Annotated in this window: 19 protein-coding genes; 4 read left to right on the top strand and 15 right to left on the bottom strand. The window is 66.2% G+C overall.

Annotated features, from left to right (window positions below; all coding sequences use genetic code 11):
- Positions 1-340 precede the first annotated feature (340 nt).
- The 4 genes from argC to VK92_RS05490 form a co-directional block, all read right to left on the bottom strand.
- Positions 341-1,291 carry an N-acetyl-gamma-glutamyl-phosphate reductase gene (gene argC, locus VK92_RS05475; RefSeq protein WP_021158583.1) on the bottom strand — a complete coding sequence of 317 codons (951 nt, stop codon included), beginning with the start codon at positions 1,289-1,291 and terminating at the stop codon, positions 341-343.
- 153 nt (positions 1,292-1,444) lie between these two features.
- Entirely contained in the window at positions 1,445-2,017 is a 573-nt protein-coding gene (locus tag VK92_RS05480; protein WP_021158582.1) for a flavodoxin family protein, read from the bottom strand.
- Positions 2,018-2,262: 245 nt separating this feature from the next.
- Positions 2,263-2,883, bottom strand: a complete 621-nt coding sequence (locus tag VK92_RS05485; protein WP_048025342.1) for a YbhB/YbcL family Raf kinase inhibitor-like protein — start codon at positions 2,881-2,883, stop codon at positions 2,263-2,265.
- Positions 2,884-3,123: 240 nt separating this feature from the next.
- Positions 3,124-3,810 carry an orotate phosphoribosyltransferase gene (locus VK92_RS05490; protein WP_011546659.1) on the bottom strand — a complete coding sequence of 229 codons (687 nt, stop codon included), beginning with the start codon at positions 3,808-3,810 and terminating at the stop codon, positions 3,124-3,126.
- A 458-nt stretch (positions 3,811-4,268) separates the two neighbouring features.
- Here VK92_RS05490 and VK92_RS05495 point away from each other — a divergent pair, with 458 nt between their 5' ends.
- Positions 4,269-6,539 carry an NADP-dependent malic enzyme gene (locus tag VK92_RS05495; protein WP_048025343.1) on the top strand — a complete coding sequence of 757 codons (2,271 nt, stop codon included), beginning with the start codon at positions 4,269-4,271 and terminating at the stop codon, positions 6,537-6,539.
- Positions 6,540-6,682: 143 nt separating this feature from the next.
- On the opposite strand, the gene VK92_RS05500 is transcribed toward VK92_RS05495, so the two are convergent.
- Positions 6,683-10,273: an indolepyruvate ferredoxin oxidoreductase family protein gene (locus tag VK92_RS05500; RefSeq protein WP_048025344.1), complete on the bottom strand. Its 3,591-nt coding sequence runs from the start codon at positions 10,271-10,273 to the stop codon at positions 6,683-6,685.
- 329 nt (positions 10,274-10,602) lie between these two features.
- Here VK92_RS05500 and VK92_RS05505 point away from each other — a divergent pair, with 329 nt between their 5' ends.
- Positions 10,603-10,797 (top strand): hypothetical protein, encoded by a 195-nt coding sequence (locus tag VK92_RS05505; RefSeq protein ID WP_048025345.1) that lies wholly within the window; start codon positions 10,603-10,605, stop codon positions 10,795-10,797.
- A 132-nt stretch (positions 10,798-10,929) separates the two neighbouring features.
- Here the strand turns inward: VK92_RS05505 and hppD are convergent, their stop codons facing one another.
- The gene (hppD, locus tag VK92_RS05510; RefSeq protein ID WP_048025346.1) at positions 10,930-12,027 is read right to left on the bottom strand and encodes a 4-hydroxyphenylpyruvate dioxygenase; all 1,098 of its coding nucleotides are present in this window, start codon (positions 12,025-12,027) and stop codon (positions 10,930-10,932) included.
- Positions 12,028-12,239: 212 nt separating this feature from the next.
- On the opposite strand from hppD, the gene VK92_RS05515 reads away from it, so the two are divergent.
- Positions 12,240-12,764, top strand: a complete 525-nt coding sequence (locus tag VK92_RS05515; RefSeq protein ID WP_048025347.1) for an Lrp/AsnC family transcriptional regulator — start codon at positions 12,240-12,242, stop codon at positions 12,762-12,764.
- A 58-nt stretch (positions 12,765-12,822) separates the two neighbouring features.
- On the opposite strand, the gene VK92_RS05520 is transcribed toward VK92_RS05515, so the two are convergent.
- The 8 genes from VK92_RS05520 to paaA form a co-directional block, all read right to left on the bottom strand.
- On the bottom strand, positions 12,823-13,470 hold the full coding sequence (locus VK92_RS05520; protein WP_021158574.1) for a GNAT family N-acetyltransferase: 648 nt from the start codon (positions 13,468-13,470) through the stop codon (positions 12,823-12,825).
- Between the two features lie 244 nt (positions 13,471-13,714).
- On the bottom strand, positions 13,715-14,320 hold the full coding sequence (locus VK92_RS05525) for a TetR/AcrR family transcriptional regulator (protein WP_011350658.1): 606 nt from the start codon (positions 14,318-14,320) through the stop codon (positions 13,715-13,717).
- 16 nt (positions 14,321-14,336) lie between these two features.
- Complete coding sequence (locus VK92_RS05530) at positions 14,337-15,161, bottom strand: DUF1835 domain-containing protein (RefSeq protein ID WP_048025348.1); 825 nt, start codon at positions 15,159-15,161, stop codon at positions 14,337-14,339.
- Positions 15,162-15,289: 128 nt separating this feature from the next.
- Entirely contained in the window at positions 15,290-16,378 is a 1,089-nt protein-coding gene (paaE, locus tag VK92_RS05535; RefSeq protein ID WP_048025349.1) for a 1,2-phenylacetyl-CoA epoxidase subunit PaaE, read from the bottom strand.
- A gap of 5 nt (positions 16,379-16,383) precedes the next feature.
- Positions 16,384-16,944 (bottom strand): 1,2-phenylacetyl-CoA epoxidase subunit PaaD, encoded by a 561-nt coding sequence (gene paaD, locus VK92_RS05540; RefSeq protein ID WP_048025350.1) that lies wholly within the window; start codon positions 16,942-16,944, stop codon positions 16,384-16,386.
- A 23-nt stretch (positions 16,945-16,967) separates the two neighbouring features.
- Positions 16,968-17,771, bottom strand: coding sequence for a 1,2-phenylacetyl-CoA epoxidase subunit PaaC (gene paaC, locus VK92_RS05545; protein WP_048025351.1), 804 nt, complete (start codon positions 17,769-17,771; stop codon positions 16,968-16,970).
- A gap of 10 nt (positions 17,772-17,781) precedes the next feature.
- A complete protein-coding gene (gene paaB / locus VK92_RS05550; protein WP_027788585.1) occupies positions 17,782-18,066 on the bottom strand; it encodes a 1,2-phenylacetyl-CoA epoxidase subunit PaaB in 285 nt (94 codons plus the stop codon).
- A 37-nt stretch (positions 18,067-18,103) separates the two neighbouring features.
- Positions 18,104-19,102: a 1,2-phenylacetyl-CoA epoxidase subunit PaaA gene (paaA, locus tag VK92_RS05555; protein WP_027788584.1), complete on the bottom strand. Its 999-nt coding sequence runs from the start codon at positions 19,100-19,102 to the stop codon at positions 18,104-18,106.
- Positions 19,103-19,300: 198 nt separating this feature from the next.
- On the opposite strand from paaA, the gene VK92_RS05560 reads away from it, so the two are divergent.
- On the top strand, positions 19,301-20,572 hold the full coding sequence (locus VK92_RS05560; protein WP_048025356.1) for an SGNH/GDSL hydrolase family protein: 1,272 nt from the start codon (positions 19,301-19,303) through the stop codon (positions 20,570-20,572).
- Positions 20,573-20,728: 156 nt separating this feature from the next.
- Here VK92_RS05560 and VK92_RS42805 read toward each other — a convergent pair.
- The coding region (locus VK92_RS42805; protein ID WP_048468165.1) for a hypothetical protein at positions 20,729-20,918 on the bottom strand (190 nt) is incomplete at its 5' end.

A 20,918-nucleotide genomic window follows, 5' to 3' on the forward strand; every position in this document is an offset into this window, starting at 1 on the left:
GCATCGTGTTTTGAATCCTTGTCCGACAGGGTATTCAGTAAGAATTAAAACGTGCGACAGGCTGCCTGAAGCTGCCGGAGTGGGGAATGTGCGACGCCGGACAGGCCGGCGAGGAGCCTTCCTGCGTATAACGGCAGCGTTTAAAGCAGCCGGTATCCGGTTTATCCCTATTCGGGATTGACTGGATAAAGAGGGGGCGGAATTAATTCACTGGTAATCGCGCAATCGAAAGCTTGTAAATATTTGTAAATGCGCGATCGGTAATTTTTTTATATATTGCGTGATACCGGTAAATAAAAAGCCGGCCAGTGGCCGGCTTTGCATTGCATGCGATGTTGAATCAGCGTTTGAGACCCGCATCCTCGGCCGCGCCGATGTTCAGGTTCATGCACTGGATCGCGGCGCCCGATGCGCCCTTGCCGAGGTTGTCGAGGCGCGCGACCGTGACGAAGCGCTCTTCGTTGCCGAACACGAACAGGTCGACACGGTTCGTGTCGTTGTTCGCCTGCACGTCGAAGAAGCCGCCGTCGAGGTTCGCGTCCGCATCGAACGGCGCGACGCGCACGAAGGCTTCGTCCGCGTAGTACTCGGCGAACACGCGCTGCACGTCCTGCGGCGTCGCGCGTTTCGCGAGCTGCCCGGGCGTGAAGTAGGTCGTCACCGCGAGGCCCTTCAGGAACGGGCCGACGATCGGCGTGAAGATCGGCGGGTTCGCGAGGCCCGTGTGCGCGGCCATTTCCGGCAGGTGCTTGTGCGTGAGGCCAAGCGCGTACGGGCGCGGGCTCGCGAGCTTGCCGCCCGGCGCCGCGCTTTCGTAGTCGGCGATCATCGACTTGCCGCCGCCGCTGTAGCCGGTGATTGAGTAGCTGTGCGCGGCGAACGTCGGTGCGACGATGCCCGCATCGACGAGCGGACGCATCGCGAGCACGAAGGCCGATGCATGGCAGCCCGGCACCGCGATGCGCTTCGACGTGCGAATCTTCTCGCGCTGCGCGCGGGTCAGTTCCGGCAGGCCGTAGGCCCAGTCGGCGCTGGTGCGGAACGCGGTGCTCGCGTCGATCAGCGTCGTGTTCGGGTTCTCGACGAGCGACGCCGATTCGCGCGACGCGACATCCGGCAGGCACAGGAACGTGACGTCCGACGCGTTGATCAGGCGGCGGCGCTCCTCGACGTCCTTGCGCTTCGCTTCATCGATGCGCAGGATCTCGATGTCGCTGCGTGCCGACAGGTATTCGAAGATCTTGAGGCCGGTCGTGCCTTCCTGGCCGTCGACAAAAACTTTGGTGCTCATTTCGCTCTCACTGAATGAAACGGGGCCCGCGCCCTGAATCCGCCATTTTAAGACGTCATCCGGCGGGCCTGCATCGCGCGGGTCGAAAAAAAGACGGCCGGCGGGCCGTCTTGTGTCCCTTTGACGTTCATCGGCGCGCTCGCCGGCGCGTGCTCAGCCGCGGCCGGCAACCCAGCGGGCCGTCGCTTCCGCGACCCGCCGGCCGAATGCCTTCCCGGTTTCGAGGTCGCCCGGCAGCGGGCCTTCGTCGGGCGTCGCATCCGCCGGCGACTGCGCGAGCAGGCCCGTCGAGCCGCCCAGGTAGTTGATGTCGTTGCGCGTGGCCGCCTTCGAGTTGGCCGGCATCAGGCTCGTGCCGACCCACACCATCCCATGCTGCATCGACAGCGTGACGAAGTATTGAATCGTCGAGAACTTGTCGCCGTTCATGGTCGCGGAGTTCGTGAAGCCCGCGGCGATCTTGTCCTTCCATTTCTGCGTGAACCACGCTTTCGACGTTGCATCGGCGAATTGCTTGAACTGCGCCGACGGGCCGCCCATGTAGGTCGGTGCCCCGAAGACGATCGCGTCGGCCGCGTCGAGCGCGGCCCAGCCCGCGTCGTCGACGTCGCCGACCGCGAGCAGGCGCACGGTCGCACCGGCGTCCTGCGCGCCCGCGTGAACGGCCTCGGCCAGTTTCTGCGTGTGACCGTAGCCGCTGTGATAGACGATGACGATGTTCGACATGAGGCGTTCTCCGGAAAGGAACGGGAACGGCGGCCGCAGCGGCACGCCGCGTCACGCGTCGCCGGCCGGCGACGCGACGGATGCGCGGCGTGGCGCCGCGACCGGTGACGACGAGTCTAGCAAGCCGAAATGACGGGAAAACACGCGGGCGCGGAATACGCCCGGAGTACGCCAGTGCGCGGCGGCAGGCGATCGCGGCGGCGCGCGGCACGGGGCGATGCCCGTCGCCGGGTGCCCGTCACCCGTTATTGCCCGTAGTTGACCGTGAGTTGCGCGGTGCCGATCGCCAGCGTGCCGATCTCGTGCTCGAACATCGGTGCGGGGCGCCCCTGCGCGACGCGCAGGTCGTCGCCCTTCAGCGCGTAGACGGTGACCACGTAGCGGTGCGGCTTGCCGGGCGGCGGGCACGGGCCGCCGTAACCGTCGATTCCGAAGTCGTTGCGTGCTTCGCTTGCACCGATGCGCCGCAGGAAGCCGGACGCGCTCGCGTCGGCGGGCAGGCTCGTGACCGTCGCGGGAATGCCCGCCACGGCCCAGTGCCACCAGCCGTGCCCCGGCGCGTCGGGATCGAAGATCGTGACCGCGTAGCCGCGCGTGCCGGGCGGCGGGTTGTGCCACGCGAGCTGCGGCGAGTGGTTGCCGCCCTTGCAGTCGCCGCGGTCGAACACGTTCGCGACACGGACGCGCCCGCCCGGCGTCAGGTCGTCGCTCGTCACGGTGAACGCGCCTTCTGCATGCGCGGGCACGGCGCTAAACGCAGCGGCATAAAGGAGGGCGAGGTGGGCGAAGAGAGCGAGGAGGGCGGCAAGGAACGGCGACGGGCGACCCGATGGCGCAGGCGGAGTGATCCGGCGATCCACACGCATATGGCGCTTCTCCCGTCACGTGGGCCGGACCGATGCTTCCGGCGTTGTTGGCGTTGTGCGTTGCCCGCGCAGCTGATGGCGACGATGGGTCAAGTCTAGCATTAGGGTTCGATGAGCGATGCACACCGCGACCCATCGCCGCGATCGCTTGCTGCGCGAATCGGCGGACGAAAAAAAACCGCCCGCGATGAAGCGGGCGGCTTGTTCAGCCAGGACGCCGGCCTGCGGGCCGGCGCGGCGTCATTCCTTCGGGGCCGTCGCGCCGCCGTGCGCCGCCGACCACTCGGCCGGTGCGTGCAGGAATTTCTCGACTTCGTCGAGCGTCTTCGTCTCGAAGTAGCCCGAAGCCTTCGCGACGCGCAGCACGTCCCACCACGTGGCGAGCGCGTGCAGGTCGACGTCGATGTCCTTCAGCACCGACACGCTTTCCTTGAAGATGTCGTAGTGGAACAGCACGAAGCAGTGGTTCACCGTCGCGCCCGCGGTGCGCAGCGCATTGACGAAGTTGATCTTGCTGCGGCTGTCGGTCGTCAGGTCTTCCACGAGCAGCACGCGCGAGCCTTCTTCCAGATGGCCTTCGATCTGCGCGTTGCGGCCGAAACCCTTCGGTTTCTTGCGCACGTACTGCATCGGCACCATCATCCGGTCCGCGATCCAGGCCGCGAACGGGATGCCGGCCGTCTCGCCGCCCGCCACAGCGTCGATCTGCTCGAAGCCGATGTCGCGCGTGATCGTCGTTTCAGCCATTTCCATCAGCGCGCGGCGCACGCGCGGATACGAAATCAGCTTGCGGCAGTCGATATAGACGGGGCTTGCCCAGCCGGACGTGAAGATGAACGGTTTTTCTGCGTTGAAGTGTACTGCCTGCACTTCGAGCAGGATTTTGGCGGTCGTATCCGAGATCGACTGACGATCGTAGCCTGTCATGGGCATTCCTTGGGTGATGAGCGAAGAGCGGGCGCGGGCCCGGTGGCGCAGCAAGGGGAACCTGCCCTGGGGGCCGGGGCGCGATCGGAGGGCCAATCGCATCGCTGCGCGCGTAGCCCGCTATTTTACCCGATTCAGGCCGGTTTTCGGCGGAATTCGCGCGGGTTCACCGCTCGGCTCGCCACCGGCGAAACAAACGGGGCGGGACCGCTTGCGCTGATGCGGAGGATGCGGCGCTGCACCAACGGAGGTCATTTAGGGGGTGTACACTAGGCGACCCTTAGAAATCGTTCAGTACTTTGTACTTTCCTCTTGCCATCCGCCAAGGTTCGATGGCGTGCCGACCCGGCGCGCTGCGTGCCGTCTCGCAGTCGACCATCCCCTCGATTCAAGCAGACGCGGCCCAAGGTGCTGTGGACTGAACCGTCAATATTTCGCATGTCTCTCGCAGGTCAATCATGGACGAACAACTGAAGCAGGCCGCACTCGCCTATCACCAGAACCCGAAACCCGGCAAGATTTCGGTCACCCCGACCAAGCCGCTGTCGAACCAGCTCGACCTGTCGCTCGCGTATTCGCCGGGCGTCGCCGCTGCGTGCGAAGCGATCCACGCCGATCCGCTCGATGCGCAGAAGTACACGTCGCGCGGCAACCTCGTCGGCGTCATCACGAACGGCACGGCCGTGCTGGGCCTCGGCAACATCGGCCCGCTCGCCGCGAAGCCGGTGATGGAAGGCAAGGGCTGCCTCTTCAAGAAATTCGCGGGCATCGACGTGTTCGACATCGAACTGTCGGAATCCGACCCCGACAAGCTCGTCGAGGCGATCGCGATGCTCGAGCCGACGCTCGGCGGCATCAACCTCGAGGACATCAAGGCGCCGGAATGCTTCTACATCGAGCAGAAGCTGCGCGAGCGCATGAAGATCCCCGTCTTCCACGACGATCAGCACGGCACCGCGATCATCGCGTCGGCCGCGATCCTGAACGGCCTGAAGGTCGTCGGCAAGAAGCTCGCCGAAGTGAAGCTCGTGTGCTCGGGCGCGGGCGCCGCAGCGATCGCGTGCCTGGACCTGCTGGTCAACCTCGGCCTGACGAAGTCGAACATCCTCGTCGCCGATTCGAAGGGCGTGATCTACGAAGGGCGCGGCAATCTCGATCCGTCGAAGCAGCGCTATGCGGCGACCACCGACGCACGCACGCTCGCTGACGCGATCGTCGGCGCGGACGTGTTCCTCGGCTGCTCGAGCGCGGGCGTGCTGAAGCAGGACATGGTCAAGACGATGGGCGACAAGCCGCTGATCCTGGCGCTCGCGAACCCGGAACCGGAAATCCGCCCGGAAGACGCGAAGGCCGTGCGCCCGGACGCGATCGTCGCGACCGGCCGTTCGGACTACCCGAACCAGGTCAACAACGTGCTGTGCTTCCCGTTCATCTTCCGCGGCGCGCTCGACGTCGGCGCGACGACGATCACGGAAGAAATGAAGCTCGCGTGCGTGCGCGCGATCGCCGAACTGGCGGAAGAAACCGACCAGAGCGAGGAAGTCGCGAAGGCGTATGAAGGCCACTCGCTCGAATTCGGGCCGGACTACCTGATTCCGAAGCCGTTCGATCCGCGCCTGATCATCAAGATCGCGCCGGCCGTTGCGCAAGCCGCGATGGATTCGGGCGTCGCCACCCGTCCGATCCAGGACATGGACGCCTACCGCGAGCAGCTCGGCGCGACCGTCTACCGCACCGGCATGGTGATGCGCCCGGTGTTCGCGACCGCGAAGCAGAAGCAGGCGCGCATCGTGTTTGCCGAAGGTGAAGACGAGCGCGTGCTGCGCGCCGCGCAGTTCGTGCTGCAGGAAAAGATCGCGAAGCCGATCATCGTCGGCCGTCCGTCGGTCGTCGACATGCGCCTGCAGAAGATCGGCTCGAAGCTCAAGGCCGGCACCGATTTCGAAATCGTCGATCCGGAAGACGATGCGCGCTACCACCGCTACTGGCAGGCGTATCAGGAGATCGGCGCGCGCGACGGCGTGACGCCGGAAGTCGCGAAGGCCGCGATGCGCAAGTTCAACACGCTGATCGGCGCGATGCTCGTGCACCTGGGCGATGCGGACGGGATGATCTGCGGGATGATCGACACGTTCCACAGCCACCTGAAGTTCATCGAGCAGGTGCTGGGCCGCGCGAAGGGCGCCGAGCACTTCGCCGCGATGAACCTGCTGATGCTGCCGGGCCGCAACCTGTTCGTGTGCGACACGTACGTGAACGAGCTGCCGAGCGCCGAACAGCTCGCCGACATGACGATCCAGGCCGCGGCCGAGATCGAGCGCTTCGGCATCGCGCCGAAGGCCGCGCTGCTGTCGAACTCGAACTTCGGCAGCGCGCCGTCGGCGTCGTCGCGCCGGATGGGCGAGGCCCGCAAGCTGATCGTCGAACGTGCGCCGAACCTGGAAGTCGACGGCGAAATGCACGGCGACGCAGCGCTGTCGGAACTGATCCGCAAGCAGGCGTTCCCGGGCACGACGCTGGCGGGTGAAGCGAACCTGCTGATCATGCCGAACGTCGAAGCGGCGAACATCGCGTACAACCTGCTGAAGATGGTCGGCGGCGAAGGCGTGACGGTCGGTCCGTTCCTGCTCGGCGCGGCGAAGCCGGTCCACATCCTGACGCCGGCTGCGACCGTGCGCCGGATCATCAACATGACGGCCGTTGCCGCCGCGAACGTGAACACGAAGTAAGTCCACGCCCGCGTGTGCCGCGCTTCAGGCGCGGCGCAAGGAAAAACGCCACGGAACCTGCGTTCCGTGGCGTTTTTTTATTGCGAATCGCCGGCCGGGGCGGGCGTTCGAACCGCGAATGCCCGCGCCCGTCGGCCGGCGCGTTACGCGACCTGCTGGTGCGACTGGCCGCCTGCCGGCGCCCGCCACTTCGCGAGCAGCGTGCTCCACTTCTGGCGTACCGCGCGCAGGTTGTTCTCCTTCACGTGGCCGTAGCCGCGAATGCCGTCCGGCAGCGCCGCGAGCTCGAGGGCGAGCGGGCGGTTGGCCGCGTTCAGCCTGGCCAGCACTTCGTCGATCAGCGCTTCGTACTCGCCGATCAGCGCGCGTTCGGAGCGGCGTTCCTCGGTGCGGCCGAACGGGTCGAGCCCCGTGCCGCGCAGGAACTTCGCCTTCGCGAGCCAGCGGAAGGCCGTCATCATCCACGGGCCGTACGCCTTCTTCACCAGGTGGCCGTGTGCGTCCGTCTTCGCGAACAGCGGCGGCGCGAGGTGGAATTTCAGCTTCCAGTCGCCTTCGAACTGCGCGGACAGGCGCGCGAGGAACGCGGGATCGGACTGCAGCCGCGCGACCTCGTATTCGTCCTTGTACGCCATCAGCTTGAACAGGTTGCGGGCGACTGCTTCGGTCAGCTGCTCCTGCACCGTGTCGCCGTCCGCCAGTGCGCGCTCGGCGGCGCGCACCTTGTCGACGAATGCAGCATAGCGCGCCGCATACGCGGCGTTCTGGTACGCGGTGAGGAATTCCACGCGCTTCGCGATCAGCGCGTCGACCGCCTTCTTCGTGTGCAGCGCGATCACCGTGGCGCCTTGCGCGGGGCGTGCATCGCCGGCCGCGGCCTGCTTCACGCTGGCCAGGTCGTACGCGGCGCGGCGGCCCCAGTCGAATGCCGCACGGTTCTTCTCGACCGACACCGCATTCAGCTCGATCGCGCGTTCGAGCGATGCGAGCGTGAGCGGCAGCCAGCCTTTCTGCCATGCGTAGCCGAGCACGAACGGGTTCGTGTAGATCGCGTCGCCGAGCAGCGCGACCGCGAAGCGGTTCGCGTCGATGAAGTCGACCGCTTCACCGGCCGCCGCGCGGATGTCGTTCTCGGCGGACAGGCCCGGGAACGCCCAGTTCGGGTTCTTGATGAACTCGGCGGTCGGCGTCTGCGCGCTGTTGACGACCACGCGCGTCGTGTCGTGCCGCATCCGCGACGTGCACTCGTCGCCGGCCGTGACGATCGCGTCGCAGCCGATCACGAGGTCGGCTTCGCCCATCGCGATCCGCGTCGCGTGGATGTCGGTCGGCGCGTGCGAGATCTGCACGTGGCTCATCACGGCGCCGCCCTTCTGCGCGAGGCCGGTGACGTCGAGCACGGTCACGCCCTTGTTCTCCAGGTGCGCGGCCATCCCGAGCAGCGCGCCGATCGTGACGACGCCCGTGCCGCCGACGCCCGTGACGAGCACGCCGTATGCGCGGTCGATGTCCGGCAGCGTCGGTTCGGGAATGGGCGGCAGTGCGTTGCCGTCGACCGACACGGCTTTCGGCTTCTTCAACTGGCCGCCCTCGACCGTGACGAAGCTCGGGCAGAAGCCCTTCACGCACGAGAAGTCCTTGTTGCAGCTCGACTGGTTGATCTGGCGCTTCGTGCCGAATTCGGTTTCGAGCGGCTCGACCGACAGGCAGTTCGACTGCACCGAGCAGTCGCCGCAGCCTTCGCACACCGCGTCGTTGATCACGACGCGCTTGGCCGGGTCCGGATAGGTGCCGCGCTTGCGGCGGCGGCGCTTCTCGGTCGCGCAGGTCTGGTCGTAGATCAGGATCGTCGTGCCTTCGATCTCGCGCAGCTCGCGCTGCACGTCGTCGAGCTGGTCGCGATGATGGATCGGCACGCCCGGCGCGAGCAGCGCCTTCTGGCTGTCGTACTTCTCCGGCTCGTCGGTGACGATCACGATCTTCTTCGCGCCTTCCGACGCGAGCTGGTGCGTGATCTGCGGCACCGTCAGCACGCCGTCGACCGGCTGGCCGCCCGTCATCGCGACGGCGTCGTTGTAGAGGATCTTGTAGGTGATGTTCGCTTTCGACGAGATCGCCGCGCGCACCGCCAGCAGACCCGAGTGGAAATAGGTGCCGTCGCCGAGGTTCGCGAACACGTGCTTCTCGTCCGTGAACGGCGCCTGGCCGATCCACGGCACGCCTTCGCCGCCCATCTGGCTGAAGGTGCTCGTGTTGCGGTCCATCCACACGGTCATGTAATGGCAGCCGATGCCGGCGATCGCACGCGAGCCTTCCGGCACGTTGGTCGACGTGTTGTGCGGGCAGCCCGAGCAGAACCACGGCTTGCGCTCGGTCTGCACGTGCGGCTTCGCGAGCGCCATTTCCTTCGCGTTGATCACCGCGAGCCGCGCGGCGATGCGCGCGCGCACGTCGGACGGCAGCTCGAACTTCTCGAGGCGCGTCGCGATCGCCTTCGCGATGATCGCGGGCGACAGCTCGTAGTGCGCGGGCAGCAGCCAGTTGCCCATCGGCACCGACCATTCGCCGCCGGCGCCGTCCTTCTCGTCGAACTTGCCGAACACGCGCGGCCGCTGGCCGTCGGGCCAGTTGTACAGCTCTTCCTTGATCGCGTATTCGAGGATCTGGCGCTTTTCCTCGACGACGAGGATTTCGTCGAGGCCGCGCGCGAACGCCTGGGCGCCCTGCGCTTCGAGCGGCCACACGCAGCCGACCTTGTAGAGCCGGATGCCGATCCGCGCGCAGGTTTCGTCGTCGAGGCCGAGGTCAGTTAGCGCCTGGCGCACGTCGAGGTAAGCCTTGCCGCCGGTCATGATCCCGAAGCGCGCGTTCGGCGAATCGATTTCGATCCGGTCGAGCTTGTTCGCGCGTACATAGGCGAGCGCCGCGTACCACTTGTAGTCGAGCAGCCGCGCTTCCTGCACGAGCGGCGGGTCGGGCCAGCGGATGTTCAGGCCGCCTTCCGGCAGGATGAAGTCGGTCGGCAGCACGATCTCGGTGCGATGCGGGTCGATGTCGACCGATGCCGACGATTCGACCACGTCCGTCACGCACTTGAGCGCGACCCACAGGCCCGAGTAGCGGCTCATCGCCCAGCCGTGCAGGCCGAAATCGAGATATTCCTGCACGTTGGACGGGAACAGCACCGGCAGCCCGCAGGCCTTGAAGATGTGTTCGGACTGGTGTGCGAGCGTCGACGATTTCGCCGCGTGGTCGTCGCCGGCGAGCACCAGCACGCCGCCGTGCTGCGACGAGCCGGCCGAGTTCGCGTGCTTGAAGACGTCTCCGGTGCGGTCGACGCCCGGGCCCTTGCCGTACCACATGCCGAACACGCCGTCGTGCTTCGCGCCGGGGTACAGGTTCACCTGCTGCGAGCCCCACACGGCGGTGGCGGCGAGATCTTCGTTGAGGCCGGGCTGGAAGACGATCTGGTGGGCGGCCAGATGCTGCTTGGCTTTCCAGAGCGACAGATCGAGGCCGCCGAGCGGCGAGCCGCGATAGCCGGAGATGAAGCCGGCCGTATTGAGACCGGCGGCGCGGTCGCGTTCCTGCTGGAGCATCGGCAGGCGCACGAGGGCCTGGATGCCGCTCATGTACGCGCGACCGCGCTCAAGTGTGTATTTGTCGTCAAGCGTGACGGACTTCAGCGCGGCTTCTAGCGACGCGCGTTGGTCTGCGTCTAGCGGGGCATTCATTAACTGTCTCCTCCACCCGGTCTGGGATCACCAAAACTTCGGTTGCGTCGGCATCTTTTGGATGCGTCGGCAGTGGCCGGCATGTTCGCCGGTTTTAAGCGATGGTAGCACTGGGGCAAACCCGCCGCCCATCGGTTGGAATGCGGGGAGAGCCGCGTCGGCGCACCGTAAAAAAGGGCTGAATCATGCGTTACATCATGTAAAAGCATGTAAGGCCACGTTCATCTGCGCGCAAATGCCGTTAATCTTGTCGGCCTGCCGGAGGTGCCCGGTCGCGTCGGTCTGTTTCGACGCATCGGGGAGGCGCCGGCAGTTTTACAGGAGGTGCAATGAACACACGTCATATCCAGAGTTTCCTGATCGTGTCTGCCGCGTTTTTCTCGATGACCGGCCCGGTGCACGCGCGAGGCGCGAGCGCACTGGCGGCAGCCGGCGCGCAGATGCAACAGATCGCGCCGGCCCAGGACGCCGTCGCGCTGCCGTCGGCCGAGCGCGCCGTCGCGTCGAAGGCGAACGCGCGTTGATCCGTTCGCGCGGCCGTCGGGCCGCGCCGGAATGCAAAAAGGGCGGGAATCCTCGGATTCCCGCCCTTTTTCTTTGTGCCGCCGGATCGGGCAGGTTGCCGGGTTGCCCCGGGCAGCCGCCCGCCGGATGCGTCAGGCCTTGTCCTGCACGACGCCGCGACGGATCTGGTCGAGCTCGATCGATTCGAACAGCGCCTTGAAGTTGCCTTCGCCGAAGCCCTGGTTGCCCTTGCGCTGGATGATCTCGAAGAAGATCGGTCCGATCTGGTTCTCGGTGAAGATCTGCAGCAGCAGGTCGTCGCGCGCGCCGTCGATCAGGATCTTGCGCTTCTTCAGTTCGTCCAGCGATTCGCCGTGGTTCGGCACGCGGCGGTCGACCAGTTCGTAATACGTGTCGATCGTGTCGAGCAGCTTCACTTCCTTGCTGCGCAGGCCGTCGACCGCCTGGTAGATGTCGCTGGCGCCGAGCGCGATGTGCTGGATGCCTTCGCCGTGGTATGCGTCGAGGTATTCCTGGATCTGGCCGGCCGTATCCGAGCCTTCCTCGTTGATCGGGATGCGGATCTTGCCGCACGGCGACGTCATCGCCTTCGACTTCACGCCCGTCACCTTGCCTTCGATGTCGAAGTAGCGCACTTCGCGGAAGTTGAACAGGCGCTCGTAGAACTCGGCCCATTCCTGCATGCGGCCGCGATGCACGTTGTGCGTCAGGTGGTCGATATAGGTGAGGCCGTGGCCGACCGGGTTCGGGTTCGCACCGGAGATCGGCTCGAAGTCGACGTCGTAGATGCTGATGTCGCCGATTGCGCCCGGCTGCGCGCCGTTCTTGCCGCGCCAGCGGTCGACGAAGTAGATCAGCGAATCGCCGATGCCCTTGATCGCCGGGATGTTCAGCTCCATCGGGCCCGTCTTGTTGTCGAAGCCCCATGCGCCGAGTTCGAGCGCGCGCTTGTACGCCTTCGCGGCATCCTGCACGCGGAACGCGATCGCGCAGATCGACGGGCCGTGCAGGCGCGCGAAGCGTTGGGCGAACGAATCGGGTTCGGCGTTGATGATGAAGTTGATGTCGCCCTGGCGGTACACCGTCACGTCCTTGTGGCGGTGGCGCGCGATCGCGGTGAAACCCATCCGTTCGAACAGCTGTCCGAGCGCTTTCGGGTCCGGTGCCGTGTATTCGATGAATTCGAAGCCGTCGGTGCCGACGGGGTTGTCCCAGTTCGGGATCTGCATGGCGTGTCTCCTGTGGGGGCGATCGGCCGCGGCGGCGTGCGCCTGTCCGGCCTGGGTCGATGTCGAACGTGGCACACGCGGCGGCGTGCGCGACGAATCGGTACGTGCGACAGAGTGTAGCGGGCAGTCGCGAGCGTAAACTTGCGAACTTGATTGCCCGAACCTACGATGGCGCAATTTCCAGTCTCGAAATAATCATTGGAGGGCAGAAGATGGCGCACGCCGAATTGGATGCCATCGACCGGCGGATTCTCGCGATTCTTCAGGAGAACGGGCGCCTGTCGAACCAGGAGATCGCCGAGCGCGTGAACCTGTCGCCGAGCCCATGCCTGCGGCGGATCAGGCGGCTCGAGGAGATCGGCGTGATCACCGGTTATGTCGCGCTGCTGAATCCGCAGAAGCTCGGGCTCGACCTGCTCGCGTACGTGAGCGTGCGGCTCGAGAAACGCGGCGGCCTGGCACCGGTGCGGGTCGACGAAACGTCGGCGCGCGCGGGCGCAACGCATGCGGAGCTGTTTCGCGCGGCCGTGCAGACCTGGCCGGAAGTGGTCGCGTGCCACGCGATGACGGGGGACATGGATTACCTGCTGCGCGTGCAGGTCGAGGACATGGCGCATTTCTCCCGCTTCGTGCAGGAGCATTTGCTGCATCACCCGTCGGTGATCGACGTGAAGACGAGCTTTTCGCTCGAATGCTTAAAGGAGACGACGGCGTTGCCGATTCGGTCGGTGCGCTAGTGCGCGGCGGGGGAGGGAGGGGCCGGGCGCGCGGAAGGCGCGGCCCGGCTGGCCGACGTCACGCCGTCAGGGCGGCGGGCATCAGCGATTCGATGAACTTCGTGGTGCGGCGCGCCTGGCGCTTCATCGCGTAGTCGAACACCGCGGCCTGCTCCTGCAGCATCTCGGCGATGATCGTCGAGTGGTCGGCCGGCGGCAGCGACAGGTACGCATCGGCTTCGCCGTACGCATACTCGATCCGCATCCCGGATTTCTTCGCGATGTGCATCATCGTCGCGTTACGCGACAGGCAGTGCATGTACAGCATCGTCACGTGCGTGTTGCGGCTGCGGATCGCCGCGCGTTCGAACAGCTTCGAGCCGACGCCGCGGCCGCGTGCGCTTTCGAGCACCGACACGCCGAATTCGGCCGTGCGCTTGTCGCCCTCGGCCGGCAGGTAGGCCAGGTGGCCGACGCCGATCAGTTCGAGGTCGTGGTCGAACACGCCGAACACGGTGTCGCGACCGAAGTCGATCGTGCGGACATAGTTCTCGATCACGTGGTCGGGCACCATCTGGCCGAAGCGCAGCAGGCGGTCCTCTTCGTCGAGCGAGAGAAAGTGGGTGAGCATCTGCTCACGGTCTTTGGAAGCCAGTTCCCTGACGAGAACCGGCGCAGTACCGGCGGTGCCGACGACATCGGCCGTGCCGTTGAATCGCGTGTTCATCGTGGGTTCCTCAATGTGTGACCGTACAGCGGGTTGTGCAATGCAGCAGCATTTTACCCGACCGTCAGCCCTCGGATTGGGGAAAACCCGTATTTAACGATGTTTGAGCTGGAGGATGAATTCTAAATCCGCTTAGTTAATCGGCTATCTATTTGATTTTTAATAGATTTAAAATTCATCATATGAAATGCGTGGCGGCCGGTCGCAGTGTGCCCGTAGAGCAACGTTTGCTGCTGCGCGGCAATCAGGCGGCCGTCGACAGCCCGCGCTCGATCAGGTCGATCACCTGCTCGGCGAAGTCGCGGTAGCCGAGGCGGCCGCCGGGCTTCAGCCACGTGAACGTCCAGTTGATCATCCCGAACACCATCATCGTCACGGAAGTCTGGTTTTCCTTCGAGATGCGGTCCGGGTACGCGCGCGCCAGCTGTCGCGTGAATGCCGCGACGATGTCGCGCTGGCGGTCGAGCACGATTTCGCGCTGCGCGTCCTCGAGATACTTCACGTCGTTGAGCAGCGCGACGTGGCGGCTGTGCGATGTCTCGTATTCGGCGAGGAACGCGCGCACGAGCTCCGCGAACGCGTCGCGCTCGCTGAGGCCGCGCCGCTGGCTCGCCCCCTCGACCTCGGCGATGATCAGCATCAGCCGTTTCGTGTAGCGGTCGAGCAGGTCGAACAGGATCGCTTCCTTGCTCTCGTAATAGTGATAGAGGCGTGCTTTCGACGTGCCGCTCGCGGTCGCGAGATCGGACATCGACGTGCTCGGGTAGCTCGTCTGCGCGAATTTGTCGGCGGCCAGATCGAGGATCTGCTCGCGCTGGGATTCGTGGTCGGGCGCTCGGGTACGGGCCATGGTCGAATGCGGAAGATTAGCGGTGCGTGGCGGCCGCGCGGGCCGCGCGCACCTGCGTGGAGGAGAGGGCGTCGGGCGTGTCGTCCTGCAGCTCGAGCCGGCCGGCCGCCGCGAGTTCGCGGCAGCGCCACCAGGCGATCGAGTCGCTGACGAACAGCCCGCCGCGATCGGCGTCGGCCATGATGCTGCCGACGAGGCGCCGCGCGGGCAGCCAGTCGGTTTCCGCGCGCGCGAGGATCAGCGCGTCGAGTTCGTCATAGTGGCCGCTCTTGATCGTGTTGCTGACCCAGTAGCGCAGTTCGGCGTTCTGGTGCTTCGCCTCCTGCCATTCGAGCGCGAGGCGGCCGATGCGCAGCACCGAGATCGGCGCGGCTACCGGCCGCTTGCGCGCCAGTTCGGCGGGCGAGAACATGCCGGTCGCGCATGCCTGGTCGGTGCGCGACAGCGACGCGCGCTGCGCCGGCTCGAGGTCGGCGGCCGACAGCCGCACTTCGTTCAGGCGTTGCGGGACATTGCGCAGGTGATAGGCGACGCGCCGCAGCAGCAGCTTGTCGCCGACGCTCGGCGCATGCCACACCACCACCTGGCCCGTCTCCGTCGCCAGTTGGTCGAGGCGTGCGAACTCGGCTTCGATCTCTGCATTCCAGTCGGGAATCTGGTCGCCGAGCACGCGCTGCCAGAAGGCTGCGCGCGTGTCGGGCGTCTCGTCGGCGCCCTTGAGCGGCCCGACGCCGAGATCGTCGAGCAATCCGACGACGTGCTCGTCGCGCCCGGCTTGTGCGAGTGCCTCGCGCAGCGACGCGGCGGCGGTGCCGCCCTGAATCACATGAATGGTACTCATCGGCCTGTCGTCAACAAAAGAAAACCGCCGGCCGGGCGGACGTTGCGATGTCCAGCCGGCCGGCGGCCCCTAGTGTAAGCGAGATGTGTGACGGCGAGAAACCGCCCGGCGCCGCGACGCGACGTCGCTCAACGCTCGTCGAAGCTCACGACGACCTTGTCGCTGATCGGGTGGCACTGGCACGTGAGCACGAAGCCGTCCTTCACTTCATGCTCCTCGAGCGTGTAGTTCTTCTCCATCCGCACTTCGCCCTCGAGCACCTTTGCGCGGCACGTGCAGCACACGCCGCCCTTGCACGCGTACGGCAGCGCGAGGCCCGCACGCAGGCCGATATCGAGCAGGCTCACGCCTTCGTACGGCAGCCGCAGCTTGCGCTTCTTGCCGTCGAGCACGATTTCGAGGTCGGCCGCCGGCGTCTGGTCGGTGATTTCGACGACCGGCGCACCGGCTTGCGGCAGCGGCGTGCCGAAGCGCTCGACGTGTACCTTCGCCTGCGGCACGCCGGCTGCCTTCAGCGCCGCTTCCGCCGCGTCCATCATCGGCGCCGGGCCACAGATGAACGCTTCGTCGATCGCGTCGGCCGGCGTCAGCGTCGCGAGGAATTCCGCGCATTTCGCCTGGTCGAGCACGCCGTTGAACAGCTCGACGTCCTGCTGGTCGTCCGACAGCACGTGATAGAGGACGAAGCGGTTCATGTAGCGGTTCTTCAGGTCCTCCAGCTCCTCCGCGAACATGATCGCGTCGACGCTGCGGTTGCCGTAGATCAGCGTGAACGTGCTGCGGGGCTCCAGTTCGAGCGTCGTCTTCACGATCGCGAGCACCGGCGTGATCCCCGAGCCGCCGGAGAACGCGACGTACTGCTTGCCGTGGTCGGCGTTCAGGTGCGTGAAGAAACGGCCGTCCGGCGTCATCACGTCGATCGTGTGGCCGGGCTTCAGCGTATCGAAGGCGAAGTTCGAGAAGCGGCCACCGCGCACGCGCTTGATGCCGATGCGCAGTTCGCCGTCACGGTCGTAGTCCGTCGTGCCGACGCAGATCGAATACGAGCGGCGCGTTTCCTCGCCGTCGATGTGGGTCTTCAGCGTGACGAACTGGCCCTGCGTGAAGCGGTACGCGTCGCGCAGCTCGGGCGGCACGTCGAAGGAGACGGTCACGGCGTCGGCGGTCTCGGGCCGCACGTCGCGGATACGCAGCGGATGAAATTGCGGGGTCGCCATATCGATTAGTAGGGTTTGAAGTAGTCGAAGGGTTCGCGGCAGTCGACGCAGCGATACAGCGCCTTGCAGGCCGTGGACGCGAATTGCGCGAGACGCTCGGTGCGTGCCGAGCCGCAGCGCGGGCACGCGGGCGCCGCGACGGGCCGCGGCACGAAACGCACGACGTTTTCCCGCGGCGCGGCGGCGCCGCATTGGCCGACCGGCGGTGCGATGCCGTACGCACGCAGCTTGTCGCGCGCTTCCTGCGTGATCCAGTCGGTCGTCCACGCGGGCGCGAGCACCGTCTCGATCCGGTGCGGCGGCAGGTCGGCGGCCTGCAGCGCGGCGGCGATGTCTTCGGCGATCTGCGACATGGCCGGGCAGCCCGAGTAGGTCGGCGTGATCACGACCTCGAGCTGGCCGTCGTCCGCGCGGCGGACGTCGCGCAGGATGCCGAGCTCGCGGATCGACACGACCGGGATCTCGGGATCGGGCACGGCTTCGAGCACGTCCCATGCGCGGGCGAGCAGCGGATCGTCGCGGCGCGCGGCAGGCACGGCGTTGGCGGGGGCGGTCTGGACGGACATCGTCGGGCTCCGTGGCGTCAGGGTTACCAGGTCGCGCCGGGGTGCTGGCGTGCGAGGCTTTGCAGTTCCGCGAGCAGGTAGCCCATGTGTTCCGAATGCTCGCCCTGCTTGCCGGTCGTCACATGCTGCACGGGGGCCGGCAGCGTGAGCGTCGCCTCCGCGAGCGCGTCGTCCACGTCCGCGCGCCACGCTGCTTCGAGCGTGGCCGGTGCCGGGGCGATGCCCTCGGCCGCGACTGCGTCGTCGATCGCATCGGCGACGAAGAATTCGCGCGTATACGGCGTCAGGTAGTCGAGCGCGTCCTGCGCGCGACGGTGCGATTCGTCGGTGCCGTCGCCGAGGCGCACGAGCCACTCGCGTGCGTGCTGCACGTGATAGCGGGTTTCCTTCACCGATTTCGCGGCGATCGCGGCGAGCTGCGTGTCGGCCGACGTTTCCAGCGCGGTCCACACGTGCAGCATCAGCGCCGAGTACAGGAAGTTGCGCACGATCGTCACCGCGTAGTCCTTGTCGGCGTGCGCGGTGCCGGCGAGCGGGCCGTAATGCGGCAGTTCGGCGAGCGTGAAGTTCGCGAACTCGCGCTCGGTGCGGAAGTACGCGTAGTCGTCCTCGGTCTTCGTCGCGCCGGTGAGCTGGCGCTCGAGCTCGGCCGCATGCGTATACAGCATGCGCGCCTGGCCGATGAGGTCGAGGCTCATGTTGGTGAGCGCGATGTCTTCCTCGAGGATCGGGCCGTGGCCGCACCATTCGGCATTGCGCTGACCGAGGATCAGCGTGTTGTCCGCGAGGCGCAGCACGTAGGAGAGGTGTTCGGGCGTGATCGTCATGGCGCGGGCGTTACATGTGGTTGACTTCGTCGGGCAGCGTGTAGAACGTCGGGTGACGGTAGATCTTGTCGCCCGCCGGTTCGAACAGCTCGGCCTTCTCGCTCGGATCCGACGCGGTGATCGCCGACGACGGCACCACCCAGATGCTCACGCCTTCCTGGCGGCGCGTGTAGACGTCGCGCGCCATGCGCAGCGCCATCGACGCGTCGGCGGCGTGCAGGCTGCCGCAATGCTTGTGGTCGAGCCCCTGCTTGCTGCGCACGAACACTTCCCAGATCGGCCATTCCTTGTTCATCACTTTCTCCTGAATCCTGAATTCGATGGTGTGCCGCTCAGGCGGCGTGCTGTTCGGCGCGCGCGCGGCGCTTTGCTTCGTGGGCGAGGGCGGCTTCGCGTACCCAGGCGCCGTCCTCGTGCGCTTTCACGCGGGTCGCGAGGCGTTCCTTGTTGCACGGGCCGTCGCCGTTGACCACGCGCCAGAATTCGTCCCAGTCGATCGTGCCGTAGTCGTGGTGGCCACGTGCTTCGTTCCACTTCAGGTCGGGATCGGGCAGCGTCACGCCGAGCACCTTCGCCTGGTCGACCGTCGCGTCGACGAATTTTTGCCGGAGGTCGTCGTTCGTGATCCGCTTGATGCCCCATTTCGCGGACTGGTTGCTGTGGACCGAATCGGCGTCGCTCGGGCCGAACATCATCAGCACCGGCCACCACCAGCGGTTCACGGCCTGCTGGACCATCGCGCGTTGCGCGTCGCTGCCCTTCATCATCGACAGCAGCGCGTCGAAGCCCTGACGCTGGTGGAACGATTCTTCCTTGCACACGCGGATCATCGCGCGCGCGTACGGGCCGTACGTGCAGCGGCACAGCGGGATCTGGTTCATGATCGCCGCGCCGTCGACCAGCCAGCCGATCACGCCGACGTCGGCCCAGGTCGGCGTCGGGTAGTTGAAGATGCTCGAGTATTTCGCCTTGCCGGCGTGCAGCGCGTCGATCAGCGAATCGCGCGATACGCCGAGCGTTTCGGCCGCGCTATAAAGATAGAGGCCGTGGCCGGCTTCGTCCTGGACCTTCGCTAGCAGGATCGCCTTGCGCTTCAGGCTCGGCGCGCGGGAGATCCAGTTGCCTTCCGGCAGCATGCCGACGACTTCCGAGTGCGCATGCTGGGAGATCTGACGAACCAGCGTCTTGCGATAGGCATCGGGCATCCAGTCCTGCGGTTCGATTTTGCCGTCGGCGGCCATGACCGCATCGAACCGCGCCTGCTCGGGCGACTCGGCTGCGGCGTCGAGCGGCGCGACGTTGCCGGGGATGTCGAGGGATTGCGTGTACATGGCGAGGCTCTCGTCCGGTTGAATGTGTGCGAAGTATAAACCAACCGACCGGTCGGTTAATAAATTTCTTGCGGATTTGCGGAAAGACTCGGGTAAACGAGGGACATCGGGGCGCGATGATGCTGCGCAATGGCGGCCGGCGCGCGGGAGCCGCGCCTTCTGCGGCACAATGCCCGCTTTCCGACGAGGATTTTGCCGATGTCATTCCGAAGCAGTATCGCCGCGGCCGTGCTGGGTGCGGCCGCTTTTGTCTCGCCGCTCGTGGCGTCGGCTTCGGCCGCGCCGGCGGGATGGGTTGCCGCGTGGGCGACCGCGTTGCAGCCGATTCCCGACCTTGCCGCACCGCCGCCGCTTTATCGCGCGCCCGACGTTGCCGGTCGCACCGTGCGCCAGATCGTCTATCCGACAGTGTCGGGGCGCGCCGCACGGATCCGCGTCAGCAATGCATATGGTCGTTCCCCCCTCGTCGTCGAGGCGGCGAGCCTCGCGCGCGCTGGCGAAGGCGCGGCGCTGTCCGGCGATGCGGCCGTGCCGGTCCGGTTCGGCGGCAAGGTGTCGGTGACGCTTGCGCCGGGCCGGGAACTCGAAAGCGATCCGGTGGGGATCGACGTCAGAGCGGGGCAGCCGTATGCGATCAGCCTCCAGATGGGGCCGAACCAGCGGATGACGGTCTGGCACCGCGTGTCGAACCAGTTCAATTATGTGTCGGTGCCGGGCGAGCACGTGAGTGACCCGGGGGCTGCCGCGTTCCGCACCCGCTTTACCCAATTTGCATGGGTGACCGAGCTCGCGGTCGAGACCGGTTCCGCGCGCGCCAGCGTAGCCGCGATCGGCGATTCGATCACCGACGGGCTGCGCTCCAGCGTGAACCGGAACCGTCGCTGGCCGGACGCGCTGGCGCGTCGGCTGGCTGCCTCGGGCACGGAATCGATCGGCGTCGCGAATCTCGGGATCAGCGGAAACCGGCTGCTCAGCGATTCGGCGTGCTATGGCACGTCGCTGGCGTCGCGGTTCGAGCGCGATGCGCTGTCGCGCGCGGGCGTGAAGGCGGCGATCGTGCTGATTGGGATCAACGACATCAACTTTGCGGCGATGCCGCCGCGCGCGGGGCTCGATTGCGACCACCCGCATACGCAGGTTACGGCTGCATCGCTGATCGACGGCTACCGCCGGCTGATCGACGCGGCACACCGTCAGGGCGTGAAGGTTTTCGGTGCGACGCTGACGCCGGCCGGGCTGCCGGCGGGGCGCGAGGCGATCCGGCTCGAGGTGAACCGGTGGATCCGGAGCGGTGGCGGGTTCGACGGCGTAGTGGACTTCGACGCGGTGCTGCGCGATCCGGCGCGCCCGAGCGTGCTGCAGCGTCGATTCGATAGTGGCGACGGCATTCATCCGAGCGACGCGGGATACACGGCGATGGCCGACGCGGTGCCGGTCGAGCAACTGCAGGCCGCGGTGGGCGGCAAGTAATGGGCTTCTATATATAGAGGGAAGTGTTGCCGGTGCCCTGGTGATCGATTGCCTCCGGCGGCCCACCGAGTCCCAGCCCCCGTGCGCGCCAGCGCACGGGGGCTTTTCAAAATATTTTCACAAAGGGCTTGCGTGGATGAGGGCAGGTGCTTAGAATCACGCCTCTTTCGCGCTAACGGAAACGCAGCGCGGGAGAGGGAAGCGAAGCTGGTGGTGTGCTGCAGTGATGGGCGCGCGGCTGGCCTGGAAGTTGAACCCCGCAGTCGCAACGATGTAGTGTAAAAAGTTGTTGACGAGCTGCGAAACACGGTTCATAATCTCGCTTCTCTGCTGCTGAAAACGCAGC

It is taken from the genome of Burkholderia sp. LK4 (assembly GCF_001043615.1).
In the GTDB taxonomy this organism is placed as follows: Bacteria; Pseudomonadota; Gammaproteobacteria; order Burkholderiales; family Burkholderiaceae; genus Burkholderia; species Burkholderia cepacia.